At 59.2% G+C, this 13,086-nt stretch carries 13 protein-coding genes; 3 read left to right on the top strand and 10 right to left on the bottom strand.

Features of this window, described 5'->3' with window-relative positions:
* Positions 1 to 4: 4 nt before the first annotated feature.
* From CAF90_RS19945 to CAF90_RS19935, 3 genes are all read right to left on the bottom strand, one after another.
* The gene (locus CAF90_RS19945) at positions 5 to 742 is read right to left on the bottom strand and encodes an S-methyl-5'-thioinosine phosphorylase (protein ID WP_085608210.1); all 738 of its coding nucleotides are present in this window, start codon (positions 740 to 742) and stop codon (positions 5 to 7) included.
* Between the two features lie 12 nt (positions 743 to 754).
* Complete coding sequence (nagZ, locus tag CAF90_RS19940; RefSeq protein ID WP_169432674.1) at positions 755 to 1,753, bottom strand: beta-N-acetylhexosaminidase; 999 nt, start codon at positions 1,751 to 1,753, stop codon at positions 755 to 757.
* Between the two features lie 170 nt (positions 1,754 to 1,923).
* Positions 1,924 to 2,631 (bottom strand): TetR/AcrR family transcriptional regulator, encoded by a 708-nt coding sequence (locus CAF90_RS19935; protein ID WP_007953037.1) that lies wholly within the window; start codon positions 2,629 to 2,631, stop codon positions 1,924 to 1,926.
* Positions 2,632 to 2,861: 230 nt separating this feature from the next.
* On the opposite strand from CAF90_RS19935, the gene lexA reads away from it, so the two are divergent.
* Both lexA and sulA read left to right on the top strand, forming a co-directional pair.
* Positions 2,862 to 3,470, top strand: a complete 609-nt coding sequence (gene lexA / locus CAF90_RS19930) for a transcriptional repressor LexA (RefSeq protein WP_007953044.1) — start codon at positions 2,862 to 2,864, stop codon at positions 3,468 to 3,470.
* 10 nt (positions 3,471 to 3,480) lie between these two features.
* Positions 3,481 to 3,954 carry an SOS-induced cell division inhibitor SulA gene (gene sulA / locus CAF90_RS19925; protein ID WP_085608209.1) on the top strand — a complete coding sequence of 158 codons (474 nt, stop codon included), beginning with the start codon at positions 3,481 to 3,483 and terminating at the stop codon, positions 3,952 to 3,954.
* 86 nt (positions 3,955 to 4,040) lie between these two features.
* Here the strand turns inward: sulA and CAF90_RS19920 are convergent, their stop codons facing one another.
* The 7 genes from CAF90_RS19920 to CAF90_RS19885 form a co-directional block, all read right to left on the bottom strand.
* Positions 4,041 to 4,274, bottom strand: coding sequence for a hypothetical protein (locus tag CAF90_RS19920; RefSeq protein ID WP_007953047.1), 234 nt, complete (start codon positions 4,272 to 4,274; stop codon positions 4,041 to 4,043).
* Positions 4,275 to 4,380: 106 nt separating this feature from the next.
* Complete coding sequence (locus tag CAF90_RS19915; protein ID WP_085608208.1) at positions 4,381 to 4,905, bottom strand: DUF6586 family protein; 525 nt, start codon at positions 4,903 to 4,905, stop codon at positions 4,381 to 4,383.
* Between the two features lie 171 nt (positions 4,906 to 5,076).
* Positions 5,077 to 7,707, bottom strand: a complete 2,631-nt coding sequence (gene topA, locus CAF90_RS19910; protein WP_085608207.1) for a type I DNA topoisomerase — start codon at positions 7,705 to 7,707, stop codon at positions 5,077 to 5,079.
* A gap of 114 nt (positions 7,708 to 7,821) precedes the next feature.
* Complete coding sequence (locus CAF90_RS19905; RefSeq protein ID WP_007953059.1) at positions 7,822 to 8,058, bottom strand: DUF1653 domain-containing protein; 237 nt, start codon at positions 8,056 to 8,058, stop codon at positions 7,822 to 7,824.
* A gap of 99 nt (positions 8,059 to 8,157) precedes the next feature.
* Positions 8,158 to 9,333 carry an acetyl-CoA C-acyltransferase FadA gene (gene fadA, locus CAF90_RS19900; protein WP_085608206.1) on the bottom strand — a complete coding sequence of 392 codons (1,176 nt, stop codon included), beginning with the start codon at positions 9,331 to 9,333 and terminating at the stop codon, positions 8,158 to 8,160.
* Between the two features lie 29 nt (positions 9,334 to 9,362).
* Positions 9,363 to 11,510, bottom strand: coding sequence for a fatty acid oxidation complex subunit alpha FadB (gene fadB / locus CAF90_RS19895; protein ID WP_085608205.1), 2,148 nt, complete (start codon positions 11,508 to 11,510; stop codon positions 9,363 to 9,365).
* 540 nt (positions 11,511 to 12,050) lie between these two features.
* A complete protein-coding gene (locus CAF90_RS19885; RefSeq protein ID WP_085608204.1) occupies positions 12,051 to 12,488 on the bottom strand; it encodes a hypothetical protein in 438 nt (145 codons plus the stop codon).
* Positions 12,489 to 12,591: 103 nt separating this feature from the next.
* Here CAF90_RS19885 and CAF90_RS19880 point away from each other — a divergent pair, with 103 nt between their 5' ends.
* Complete coding sequence (locus tag CAF90_RS19880) at positions 12,592 to 13,029, top strand: universal stress protein (protein ID WP_007953063.1); 438 nt, start codon at positions 12,592 to 12,594, stop codon at positions 13,027 to 13,029.
* Positions 13,030 to 13,086 lie beyond the last annotated feature (57 nt).

Here is a 13,086-nt window from a genome sequence, read left to right as displayed (position 1 = left end):
AGACTCAGCCCCTGAGTACGCGCGCCAACGTCGATTTCACCTTGCCCATGCCATCGTGCAACGCCTGCTCGATCTCGGCCATGGTGATCACTTCAGTGGTCTTGCCCGCCGCCGGGTTCACCACCAGCGACAGACAGGCGTAATCCAGATCCAGCTCACGAGCCAGCGCCGCTTCCGGCATGCCGGTCATGCCGACGATGTCGCAACCGTCACGCTCCAGACGCACGATCTCGGCCACGGTTTCCAGTCGCGGGCCCTGGGTGCAGGCGTAAACGCCCTGATCGCTGTACTCGCAACCTTCGGCGGCCAACGCAGCAATCAATTGCTGACGCAGCGGTTCGCTGTAGGGAAAGCTGAAGTCGATGTGTGTGACATGTTCCAGATCATCGGCGAAATAGGTGTGCTCGCGACCGCTGGTGTAGTCCACGATCTGATGCGGCACGCAGAAATGTCCGGTGCCCATTGCAGGATGAATCCCACCCACGGCGTTGACCGCGATGATCCCTTCGGCCCCGGCCTGCTTCAACGCCCACAGGTTGGCGCGGTAGTTGACCTTGTGCGGCGGGAAGCGATGCGGGTGACCGTGACGAGCGAGGAATAACACTTCCTTGCCGGCATACTCGCCAATCTGAACCTCGGCCGATGGCGCGCCATAAGGCGTATCCACCGCTAGCGACTGACGAATGCTCAAGCCTTCCAGCTGGGTCAGGCCGGTGCCGCCGATGATTGCGTAAACCGTCATAGCGAAAAATCCTTAATCGATCAGTTGAGCGTCTTTGAGCGCGCCGACAGCGGTCAGCCAGCGCGGATCCTGACGGTATTCGGTGTTGGCGAATGCCTGACCGCGCATGCGCGCGATGCGCGGCGACGGCTTGACCTTCATGCGCTGCGCGGCGCTCAGGGCCAGTTCGGCGGCCGCTCGGTCGTTGCACACCAGGCCCATGTCGCAACCGGCACTGAGCGCGGCTTCGATACGGCTGGCGGCGTCGCCCACTACATGCGCGCCGGCCATCGACAGGTCATCGCTGAAGATAACGCCGTCGAACTGCAGCTCACCGCGCAGGATGTCCTGCAACCAGCGCCGGGAGAAACCGGCGGGCTGCGCATCGACTTGCGGATAAATGACGTGGGCCGGCATGACGGCGGCCAGTTGCTTGCTGAGTCTGGCAAACGGCACGAGGTCGTTGGCGCGAATCTCTTCGAGGCTGCGCTCGTCGTTGGGAATCGCGACGTGCGAGTCGGCTTCCGCCCAGCCGTGGCCGGGAAAATGCTTACCGGTGGCGGCCATGCCGGCGCTGTTCATGCCTTTGATGAAAGCACCGGCGAGTAGCGCAGCACGCTCCGGGTCACCTTCAAACGAGCGGGTGCCGACGACGGCGCTGCGCTGGTAATCCAGATCCAGCACCGGCGCGAAGCTCAGGTCGAGGCCGACTGCCAGCACTTCGGTGGCCATGATCCAGCCGCATTGCTCGGCCAGATACTCGGCGTTCGGATTGTCGGCGATGGCGCGCATGGCCGGCAGACGCACGAAGCCTTGACGCAGCCGCTGGACGCGACCGCCCTCCTGATCCACCGCCAGCAGCAAGTCAGGACGAATGGCACGAATCGCCGCGCTCAACTCGCGCACTTGGCGCGGATGCTCGATGTTGCGGGCAAAGATGATCAGGCCGCCCACTTCGGGCTGGCGCAACAATTGGCGATCTTCGGCCGTCAGCCAGGTACCGGCGACGTCCACCATCAACGAGCCTTGCAGGCCAGCAGTCATAGAGATTCCTTGAAAACGAAAAACCCGTCGCCCACAAAATCACCGCGCGGGGCATTGCCCGGCGGGTCGGTGATTTCAATGAGAAACGGGTTCAGAACGAGAGTCGACATGGGCGGCTAGCTTAGCGGATGTCAGCTGCCGCGCCCACCCATGGACGGTTAAACCTTGGCAGGTGCCGGCGCGGATTTGCTGCGTGGTCGCAACTGCGCAGTGGCCATGGCCGTGTCGGTGACGCCGGTTTCGGCACGCATACCGGCTGCCAGGAACGGCACCATCAGACGCATCACCTGTTCGATGGAGGTGTTGACACCGAAATCGGTCTCGGCAATCGCGCGCAAGGCCTTGATACCCGACATGCTGAATGCTGCAGCACCGAGCATGAAGTGCACACGCCAGAACAGTTCGATCGGAGGAATGCGCGGCGCGGCTTCGTTCACCAGCAACATATAGCGACGGAATACCTTGCCGTACATGTCTTCCAGATAACGGCGCAAGTGGCCCTGGCTCTGACTGAATGCCAGACCGAGCAAGCGCATGAAAATCGATAGATCGTTGCCGCTACGTGGCTGCACCACCAGCGCTTGCTCGACGAGAATTTCCAGCAGCTCTTCGAGCGAAGGCTTGTTCTCTGGCTTGGCCTGGCGGCGCTCCAGCTCTTTGTCGAGGCTGATGCAGAACGGACCGAGGAAGCGCGAAAAAACCGCCTGGATCAGCGCCTTCTTCGAACCGAAGTGATAGTTCACCGCAGCGAGGTTGACCCCTGCCTTGCTGGTGATCAGACGCAATGAGGTTTCAGCGAAACCTTTTTCCGCGAACAACTGTTCTGCAGCATCAAGAATGCGTTCAACGGTTTCCGACTGGGCCATGGCTACTCCGCCTGACAAACACTTGTTTGAAACATACGTTTCAGCCTATGCCTTGTCAAGCCTGCCAGTTCGTTTTGGGAATGGTCGGTCAGTTATTTAACCACAACAAGGACGCCACATTAATCAGCGTCGTCACTGACCGTCCGGCGGCATGGCAAAAAACGATCATTGCCAAGACTGCTTCACTGTATATAATCCCAGTCACTGTATAAAAAGACAGAGCGATCAATATGCTTAAGCTGACGCCACGCCAAGCCGAGATTCTGGCCTTTATCAAACGCTGCCTCGAAGACAACGGCTACCCGCCGACCCGTGCGGAAATCGCTCAGGAACTGGGTTTCAAATCGCCCAACGCGGCCGAAGAGCACCTCAAGGCACTCGCCCGTAAAGGCGCGATCGAGATGACTCCGGGTGCCTCTCGCGGCATTCGCATCCCCGGCTTCGAAGCCAAGGTCGACGAATCCACGCTGCCGATCATCGGTCGAGTGGCTGCCGGCGCACCGATTCTCGCCCAGCAGCACATCGAAGAGTCCTGCAACATCAACCCGGCCTTCTTTCATCCGCGCGCCGACTACCTGTTGCGCGTCCACGGCATGAGCATGAAGGACATCGGTATTTTCGACGGCGACTTGCTGGCGGTTCACACCACCCGCGAGGCACGCAACGGTCAGATCGTGGTTGCCCGGATCGGCGACGAAGTCACCGTCAAACGCTTCAAGCGTGACGGCAGCAAAGTCTGGCTGATTGCCGAAAACCCCGAGTTCGCCCCTATCGAAGTCAACCTGAAAGACCAGGAACTGGTCATCGAAGGCTTGAGTGTCGGCGTCATCCGCCGCTAAAGGAGGCTTTATGCAGTTCCCACACGCACCTCAGCAAACACAACTGCCGTTGTTCGAAGCGTTTCTGGCGCAGCCCATCGCCCCCATCCTCAAGGATGTCGTCGAGCGGCCGTGGAATACCGAACCCGAAGCGTTCAGCGAGCTGTCACTGCGCGGTGCGGCCGGGAACTGCCTGAGCCTGCTGGCACCGATTCTTCGCGAACTGAGCGAGGATCAGGACGCACGCTGGCTGACCCTGATTGCACCGCCTGCCAGCCTGACCCAGACCTGGCTGCGGGACGCTGGATTGAATCGCGAACGCATCCTGCTGTTGCAACCGCGCGGCGCCCAAAGCGCTCAGCAATTGGCCTGCGAAGCATTACGCCTGGGCCGCAGCCACACAGTCGTCACGTGGCTGAATCCATTGAGCGCAGGATCACGGCAACAGCTGATCAGCGCCGCCCGTACCGGGGACGCTCAAAGCCTGAACATTCGTTTGGGGTGATTCAGCAACAATGCGCGCCATGTAAAGCGCAGGGCTTCTCCAGGGATAGAGAAGCCGATCTGGAGCAGTAACTGACAGACAGCGGATCAATGAAGAACCCGCGGCCCCTCATCCTTATCGAATTCGCCTTCAACCATACGCCCCGCCATTTGCACGCCGACGCTCAACATCGCCTTGGCAATTTCAACGTGCTGGCCTTGCAGAAACGCCTTGGCATCCTCGGAGAAATCCAGAGTTACCAGAGAACCCTCGTCCTCGGCCCTGCGCAGTTCGATTCGGCCGTCTGGTAGCTCGACAATTTCTAGAAAGGACGTTGGCATATAGGTCTGTTCTCCACGAAAGGCAGGGATTATATAGACATCATTCAGGCTTCGCTCGGGATCTTGACCAGCAGCACGCCTCTCGTCGCCGCCAGTCCACAGTTCCTCAGCACTCGTTCAAGCCTTCACGGAAACGGATCGCCAGCCCCTTGAGGTTCTGCCGCCAGCTCTCGAGCTCTTCGCGGCTCAGCTCTTCAACCGCCTCTTCTTCATCCAGATTCACCGCCTGAATTAACGGCTGCGTCACATCGCCCTTCGGCTTGTGTGGCACCCGTGGCGGCTGAAACAGCGCCGAGTGCGCGGCCAGCAATTTAGCCAGCCAGGTCTCCGGATTGCCTGCCAGCTCGATCATCTCCGCCAGCTCAGGAATGGCAATCGACTCCAGCACTTCGCGGGTCAGCAGAGTTTCCGCCCGCGACGCATTGGCTTGCGGCAAACGATAGAAGCCGGCGATTTCATGACACAGCCCCAACAACGCACCGTAGAGATGAAACAGTGCGGATTCGCGCCCGGCCTGAATCAGCGCCAGCGAGTTCATCGCCCGCCCCTCTTCGGCCCTGGCCAGCGCTTCCAGCGACAAACCCGCGAAATAGATCTTCTGATTGGTACGGGTATAAAGTTCGTGGGCCATGTCGGCACTCTCCACAACGAAATAATTGCTTCACACAGGCCGGACAGTGTCATGGATCAGCCGATCTGACCGCAAGCATTAAACAAAAAGGCCGCATGAAAACCCGAAGGTTGTCATGCGGCCTTTTGTGTTGAAGATGCCCAGTCAGGGCACCTTCAGATCAGCGATTGCTCAAGCCTTGGCTTTCGCCGGACGCTTGTCCTCAACTGTCCACTTACCACCGTCGAAGAACGCTTTCCAGCCAGTCGGCTTGCCGTCGACTTCGGTCTGAACATACTGCTCTTTGGTCTTGCGGCTGTAGCGGATCACCGCTGGCAGGCCATCCGGATCCTTCTGCGGCGCTTCGCACAGGAAATGGTACTTCGGATCGATCTCGTCCTTGTGCGGCAGAATCTCGATCACTAGCGGAGCACGGGTCTCGCGGTTTTTCGGGAATTGGCTGGCCGCCAGGAACAGGCCGGATGCACCGTCGCGCAGGATGTAGGTGTCGTTGACCTTTTCGCATTTCAGCTCAGGCATCTTCACCGGATCCATCTTCGGCGGCGCCGCGTCACCGCTTTTCAGCAGTTTGCGGGTGTTCTTGCACGTCGGGTTGGTGCAACCGAAGAACTTGCCGAAACGGCCGGTCTTGAGCTGCATCTCGCTGCCGCACTTGTCGCATTCCAGGCTCGGACCTTCGTAGCCCTTGATGCGATAGCTGCCTTCTTCGATCTCGTAGCCGGCGCAATCCGGGTTGTTACCACAGATGTGCAGCTTGCGCTTCTCGTCGAGCAGGTAGGCGTCCATCGCCGTGCTGCAGATCGGGCAGCGATGCTTGCCGCGCAGCACCAGGGATTCCGACTCGCCCTCGTCGTCCGCCGCGATTTCATCGCCCGGCACCAGGTTGACGGTGGCCTTGCAGCGCTCTTTCGGCGGCAGGCTGTAACCCGAGCAGCCGAGGAATACACCGGTCGATGCAGTACGAATCTGCATCGGACGGCCGCAGGTGGTGCAAGGAATGTCGGTCATTACCGGCTGGTTGGCACGCATGCCGGCTTCCGGATTCTCCGCCACTTCAAGTTTTTTCTTGAAGTCGCCGTAGAACTCGTCCAGCACGTTTTTCCAGTCGCGTTCACCCTGGGCCACGTCATCGAGATTCTCTTCCATGCCGGCGGTGAAGCCGTAGTCCATGAGATTCGAGAAGCTTTCCGACAGACGCTCGGTAACGATGTCGCCCATCTTTTCCGAATAGAAACGACGGTTGTGCAGGGTCACGTAGCCGCGATCCTGAATGGTCGAGATGATCGCTGCGTAGGTCGAAGGACGGCCGATGCCGCGCTTTTCCATTTCCTTCACCAGGCTGGCTTCCGAATAACGGGCCGGCGGCTTGGTGAAGTGCTGGGACGGATCGAGCTTTATAAGCTTCATCACGTCGCCCTGCGCCATGTCCGGCAGAACGTCATCGTCGCCAGGCTTGGTGATCTGCGGCAGCACACGAGTGTAACCGTCGAACTTCAGGATGCGGCCCTTGGCGCGCAGCTCGAAGTCGCCGGCAGCGACGCTGACGGTGGTCGACAGGTATTGCGCCGGCAGCATCTGGCAAGCCAGGAACTGGCGCCAGATCAGCTCGTAGAGGCGCTCAGCGTCGCGCTCCATGCCGGCCAGCTTGGCTGGCGTGGTGTTGGCGTCAGACGGACGAATCGCTTCGTGAGCCTCTTGTGCGCCTTCCTTGCTGCTGTAGACGTTCGGCGACTCCGGCAGGTACTTCTTGCCGAACTCGGTTTCGATGTAATCGCGCGCCATCGCCACGGCATCAGCCGAGAGGTTGGTCGAGTCGGTACGCATATAAGTGATGTAGCCGGCTTCGTACAGACGCTGAGCCATCATCATGGTTTTCTTCACACCGAAGCCCAGGCGGTTACTCGCGGCCTGTTGCAGTGTGGAGGTGATGAACGGTGCCGACGGCTTGCTGCTGGTTGGCTTGTCTTCACGCTTGACGATGCTGTAGCTGGAAGATTTGAGCTTCTCCAGCGCGGCCGTAGCCTGGGCTTCGTTCAGCGGTTTGAAGGCTTCACCTTTCTCGCGAGCCACTTCGAAACGCACGGTCGAACCTTTGGTGGTGCCGAGGTCGGCGTGCACTTCCCAGTACTCTTCCGGGTTGAACGCACGGATCTCGCGCTCACGCTCCACCACCAGCTTCACGGCAACCGATTGCACGCGACCGGCGGACAGGCCACGAGCGATCTTCGCCCACAGCAGCGGTGAGACCATGTAGCCGACGACGCGGTCGAGGAAACGACGGGCCTGCTGCGCGTTCACTCGATCGATGTCGAGTTCGCCCGGCTCCGAGAAGGCTTCCTGAATCGCCTTCTTGGTGATTTCGTTGAACACCACGCGCTTGTAGCGGCTGTCATCACCACCGATGGCTTCGCGCAGGTGCCAGGCAATGGCTTCCCCCTCGCGATCCAAGTCGGTTGCGAGATAGATGGTGTCAGCATCCTTGGCGAGCCGGCGCAGCTCTTCGATGACCTTTTCCTTGCCCGGGAGGATCTCGTACTTGGCTTTCCAGCCGTGCTCGGGATCGACACCCATGCGCGAGACCAGCTGCTTGCGCGCCTTCTCTTTCGGCGACAGCGCTGGCGCTTCGCCCGCAGCAGCTTTCCCGCGCTTGGCGGCTGGCTCCTTGCTGGCGCTAGCCGAACCGCTGGTGGGCAGGTCTCGGATATGGCCGATACTCGACTTCACCACGTATTGGTTGCCCAGATACTTGTTGATGGTCTTGGCCTTAGCCGGGGATTCCACAATGACCAGCGATTTGCCCATGGATCAGAAAATTCCTGAATTCTAGAAGTGAAAGGCGGTTGGCGCCTGACGCGGCACCGCTATATATAGTGGCTACAAGGTGAGGTCAAGCGCAGGGTTTTGCGCGCACTCGCCTTACGGCTTCGAAAAAAGGCTCGGTTCGGCTTGCACCAAAGCAAAGCGTGGGACCTGCTCCCCGTCAACCTCGACGGACTCCAGGAACATGCTCAAGGGACGTACCCAGAAGCCGTAATCGCCATACAGGGCTTGGTAAAAGACCACTTCTTCTTCGGTCTCGGAATGCCGCGCAACACTGAATACGCGGTACTGCGGACCTTTGTAATGTTGGTAGAGCCCAGGTTGTATCGGCATGCTTCGGCCCTCACTCAAATTTTTTCAAAATAAAAACAAAAATAAATCCGCAAAAACAAAAACCGGGGCACTTGGCCCCGGCTTCCATCGACGAGACGCTTAAACGCGTTCGAAGACGGTGGAGATGCCTTGGCCGAGGCCAATGCACATGGTGGCCACCCCGAAGGTGCCGCCATTCTGCTTCATCACGTTCAGCAAGGTGCCGGAAATACGGGCACCGGAGCAACCGAACGGGTGACCCAAGGCGATCGCGCCGCCGTGCAGGTTAACCTTCTCATTCATCTTGTCGAGCACTTTCAGGTCTTTCAGCACTGGCAGAGCCTGTGCGGCGAACGCTTCATTGAGCTCGAAGAAGTCGATATCGTTGATACCCAGGCCGGCACGTTTCAGTGCTTTCTGAGTAGCCGGTACCGGACCATAGCCCATGATGGCCGGGTCCACACCCGCTACCGCCATCGAGCGGATCACCGCCAGAGGCTGGATGCCCAGGTCCTGTGCACGCTGTGCCGACATCACGATCATGCACGAAGCACCATCGGTGATCTGCGACGAAGTACCGGCCGTTACGGTGCCGCCCTTTGGATTGAACGCCGGCTTCAGAGCCGCCAGACTTTCCAGGGTGGTTTCCGGACGAATGGTTTCGTCGTAGTCGAAGGTTTTCAGGAAACCGTTCTCGTCGTAACCCTGCATCGGGATGATTTCGTCCTTGAACTTGCCTTCCACAGTCGCTTTGTGGGCCAACTGGTGGGAACGCACGCCAAAGGCGTCTTGCTGTTCGCGAGTGATACCGTGCATTTTGCCCAGCATTTCAGCGGTCAGGCCCATCATGCCCGAGGCTTTCGCCGCGTACAGGGACATGTGCGGGTTCGGATCGACACCGTGCATCATGCTCACGTGACCCATATGCTCGACGCCGCCAACCACGAACACGTCACCGTTACCGGTCATGATCGCTTGCGCAGCGGTGTGCAGCGCGCTCATCGACGAGCCGCACAGACGGCTGACGGTCTGGCCGGCCGAGGTGTGCGGGATCTGGGTCATCAGCGACGCCATGCGCGCGATGTTCCAGCCTTGCTCCAGGGTCTGGTTGACGCAGCCCCAGATCACGTCCTCGACTTCGGCAGGATCGACCTTGGCGTTGCGTTCCAGCAGTTTGCTGATCAGGTGCGCCGACATGTCTTCGGCGCGGGTGTTGCGGTGCATGCCGCCCTTGGAGCGGCCCATCGGAGTACGACCGAAGTCGACAATCACGACGTCTCTAGGATTCAAGCTCATAAGTTCACTCTCACTCTAGTTGGGGGCGCTTAACCGAAGAAGCTCTGGCCGTTCTTGGCCATTTCGCGCAGCTTCGCGGTCGGGTGGTACAGCGCGCCCAAATCAGCGTACTGGTCGGCCAGGGCAACGAACTCGGCAACACCGATCGAGTCGATGTAGCGCAGCGCACCGCCACGGAATGGAGGGAAACCAATACCGTAGACCAGACCCATGTCGGCTTCGGCAGCGGTTTCGACGATGCCGTCTTCCAGGCAACGCACGGTTTCCAGGCACAGCGGGATCATCATCCAGTTGATGATGTCTTCGTCAGTGACTTCGCGCTGCTCGTAGACGATCGGCTTGAGCACTTCCAGTACCGACGGATCGGCGACTTTCTTCTGCTTGCCTTTCTTGTCGGCCTCGTAGGCATAGAAGCCTTTACCGTTCTTCTGACCGAGACGCTTGGCTTCGTAAAGCACGTCGATGGCCGAACGACGGTCGTCCTTCATGCGATCCGGGAAGCCTTCGGCCATCACGTCACGGCCGTGGTGACCGGTGTCGATGCCGACCACGTCCATCAGGTACGCCGGGCCCATCGGCCAGCCGAATTTTTCCATGATCTTGTCGATACGGACGAAGTCCACACCGGCGCTGACCAGCTTGGCGAAACCGCCGAAGTACGGGAACAGTACGCGGTTGACCAGGAAGCCCGGGCAGTCGTTGACGACGATCGGGTTCTTGCCCATTTTCTTGGCGTAGGCAACGGTGGTGGCAATCGCCAGCTCGCTGGACTTCTCGCCACGGATCACTTCCACCAGCGGCATCATGTGCACCGGGTTGAAGAAGTGCATGCCGACGAAGTTTTCCGGACGCTTGAGGGCCTTGGCCAGCAGGCTGATGGAAATGGTCGAGGTGTTGGACGCGAGGATGGTGTCCTCTTTGACCTTGTCTTCGACTTCCGCCAGAACGGCTTGCTTGACCTTCGGGTTCTCGACCACGGCTTCAACGACCAGGTCGACGTGACCGAAATCACCGTAGGACAGGGTCGGACGAATGCCGTTGAGCACTTCAGCCATTTTCGCGGCGGTCATGCGGCCTTTATCAACGCGACCGACAAGCAGCTTGGCGGCTTCAGCCAGACCTTGCTCGATGCCGTGCTCGTTGATGTCCTTCATCAGGATCGGCGTACCTTTGGAGGCCGACTGATAGGCGATACCGCCACCCATGATGCCGGCGCCCAGTACGGCAGCCTGCTTCACGTCCTTGGCGATTTCGTCGTAGGCCTTGGCCTTTTTCTTCAGCTCCTGATCGTTCAGGAACAGACCGATCAAGCTCTGCGCGGCAGAGGTCTTGGCCAGTTTCACGAAACCTGCGGCTTCAACTTCCAGCGCCTTGTCACGACCGAAGTTCGCGGCTTTCTGGATGGTCTTGATCGCTTCGACCGGGGCCGGGTAGTTCGGGCCAGCCTGGCCAGCCACGAAACCTTTGGCGGTTTCGAAAGCCATCATTTGTTCAATGGCGTTCAGCTTGAGCTTTTCCAGCTTGGGCTGGCGCTTGGCCTTGTAGTCGAACTCGCCGGAGACGGCGCGCTTGACCAGCTCAAGGGCGGCATCCTGCAGCTTTTCAGGGGCAACCACGGCATCGACGGCGCCGACTTTCAGCGCGTCTTCAGGACGGTTTTCCTTGCCGGCGGCAATCCACTCGATGGCGTTGTCGGCACCGATCAGGCGCGGCAGACGCACGGTACCGCCGAAGCCCGGGTAGATGCCCAGCTTGACTTCCGGCAGACCGATCTTGGCCTTGGTCGACATGACGCGGTAGTCCGCTGCGAGGCACATTTCCAGGCCGCCCCCCAGGGCGATGCCGTTGATCGCGGCGACGGTCGGAACGTTGAGGTCTTCGAAATCGCTGAAGATCTTGTTGGCTTCGAGATTGCCAGCAACCAGCTCGGCATCCGGCAGCTTGAAGTTGTCGACAAATTCGGTGATGTCGGCGCCGACGATGAACACGTCCTTGCCACTGCTGACGATCACGCCCTTGATCGAAGCATCTGCCTTGATGGTGTCTACGGCCTGACGCAGTTCGTTCAGGGTAAGACGGTTGAACTTGTTGACGGACTCACCCTTGAGGTCGAATTTCAATTCGACGATGCCACTTTCAAGAGCTTTAACCGTGATGGCTTTACCTTCGTAAATCATCAACTGATCTCCACGATATGGAAGCTGAACAGTACACGTCGGACGCAGGCAAATGGCTCGGCAGGACGTTTTTTCGTCGATGCTGACACTCATCCACCCGGCACACCCGCCAACGCGATAGTCGGGATTCTGTAGGAGCAGTCTGCAATACAAACGCTCAATTCATACGCCCGTTTGATTTGGGTACGCCACCTTCACGGAATTTCCGACAATTGTCAATCGCCCTAAATACGGGTTGAAATGCGACTTTGCGGTCATTTCTGTAGGACGCAGCCCGGCCACAGACGCTTGCATGTGAGGGCATTCATAAGATTAATAGTTAGAAAAGTCGCCCTAATTCACCGCAAGCCTTGTTTAACAGGCTACGCTGGCTGGACTACGAAGGAAAACAGGCGCAGATTTGCTGACCGGATGACTCCGGTTCAACGCCAAAAAGAATTTCCGGCCTGCCTGGCCAACCCCGCCCGATGAATCATGTCGGGCTTTTTATTGCGCGTCTGCCAGACGTTTCGCACCGTTGCAGCGCGAAAAGTCCGCAAGTCATGCCAGCGCTTTCAGCGTGGCATCAATCTCCAGCAAAACCGACGCCTCACCCTTCTCGCCCCAATAGAGGGCGATCATCTGCTTATCCGCCTCGACCTTGAAAACGTTGCCCGGCAATTTTTCGAAATGATTCAGCAGCAGTGGATCCTCACAGACTTCCTGCCACTGATTCACCCAAACACCCGGGGATTTCTGCCAATACGTCCAGCACGCCGACTGCTTGCCACGGCGTGGCCGATGGTATTGCGCGCACGGGTTTGGCGGCTCCTGGCTCAGCCAGTGCGGCCACTCCTGGGGCGCCAGCTGCATGGCCAGCCCGATGCGCCGGGCCTCGGTGCGCAAGGCTATCCGGCCACTCTGTGCACGGGACGGACGCAACCACGCCAGGGGACTCAACACCACCAGCAGGATTGACACCACCAGCCAGACCGTCATATCTCTACTCCCGATTCTTGATGAGCCCATTGCGTCACTTTGGAACCAATGCGCTTGAAACCAGCCATACTTAACAATATTGATCCCTCACGAGGAGCACCTCATGCCCTACCACCATATCCTGGTCGCCGTAGATCTGACCGAAGAGTGCGACCCTGTGATCCACCGCGCCCGAGAGCTGTCGGTGAGCAATGGCGCCAAGCTGTCGCTGGTGCATATCGTTGAACCGATGGCCATGGCCTTCGGCGGTGACGTACCGATGGATCTGTCACAACTGCAACAACAGCAGTTCGATCAGGCCAAGGAACGCCTCGAACGCCTGAAGCACAAGTACACCGAGCTTGAAGGCGCCAACTGCCACCTGACCTACGGCCAGCCGCGTCAGGAAATCCACCATTTCGCCAAGGAACAGGAATGCGACCTGATCGTGGTCGGCAGCCATGGCCGGCATGGTCTGGCGCTGTTGCTGGGCTCGACCGCCAATGACGTGCTGCACGGCGCACCTTGCGATGTGCTGGCGGTGCACTTGGTCAAACGCTGATCCCAGGCACTTGTGAAAAGCTAAAAAAGCCCGGCGCCCATCACTGGACGCCGGGCT

The sequence above is a fragment of the Pseudomonas sp. B37(2017) genome, from assembly GCF_002112885.1.
Lineage (GTDB): Bacteria > Pseudomonadota > Gammaproteobacteria > Pseudomonadales > Pseudomonadaceae > Aquipseudomonas > Aquipseudomonas paraglycinae.
The sequence above is the reverse complement of the archived record's forward strand: the minus strand, read 5'-3'. Positions and strand labels throughout refer to the sequence as shown.

Coding starts and splice junctions, on each gene's coding strand:
- CAF90_RS19945 (WP_085608210.1), bottom strand. CDS start 742: ATGACGGTTTACGCAATCATCGGCGGCACCGGCCTGACCCAGCTGGAA.
- CAF90_RS19935 (WP_007953037.1), bottom strand. CDS start 2,631: ATGGCCCAGTCGGAAACCGTTGAACGCATTCTTGATGCTGCAGAACAG.
- lexA (WP_007953044.1), top strand. CDS start 2,862: ATGCTTAAGCTGACGCCACGCCAAGCCGAGATTCTGGCCTTTATCAAA.
- sulA (WP_085608209.1), top strand. CDS start 3,481: ATGCAGTTCCCACACGCACCTCAGCAAACACAACTGCCGTTGTTCGAA.
- CAF90_RS19920 (WP_007953047.1), bottom strand. CDS start 4,274: ATGCCAACGTCCTTTCTAGAAATTGTCGAGCTACCAGACGGCCGAATC.
- CAF90_RS19915 (WP_085608208.1), bottom strand. CDS start 4,905: ATGGCCCACGAACTTTATACCCGTACCAATCAGAAGATCTATTTCGCG.
- topA (WP_085608207.1), bottom strand. CDS start 7,707: ATGGGCAAATCGCTGGTCATTGTGGAATCCCCGGCTAAGGCCAAGACC.
- CAF90_RS19905 (WP_007953059.1), bottom strand. CDS start 8,058: ATGCCGATACAACCTGGGCTCTACCAACATTACAAAGGTCCGCAGTAC.
- fadA (WP_085608206.1), bottom strand. CDS start 9,333: ATGAGCTTGAATCCTAGAGACGTCGTGATTGTCGACTTCGGTCGTACT.
- fadB (WP_085608205.1), bottom strand. CDS start 11,510: ATGATTTACGAAGGTAAAGCCATCACGGTTAAAGCTCTTGAAAGTGGC.
- CAF90_RS19885 (WP_085608204.1), bottom strand. CDS start 12,488: ATGACGGTCTGGCTGGTGGTGTCAATCCTGCTGGTGGTGTTGAGTCCC.
- CAF90_RS19880 (WP_007953063.1), top strand. CDS start 12,592: ATGCCCTACCACCATATCCTGGTCGCCGTAGATCTGACCGAAGAGTGC.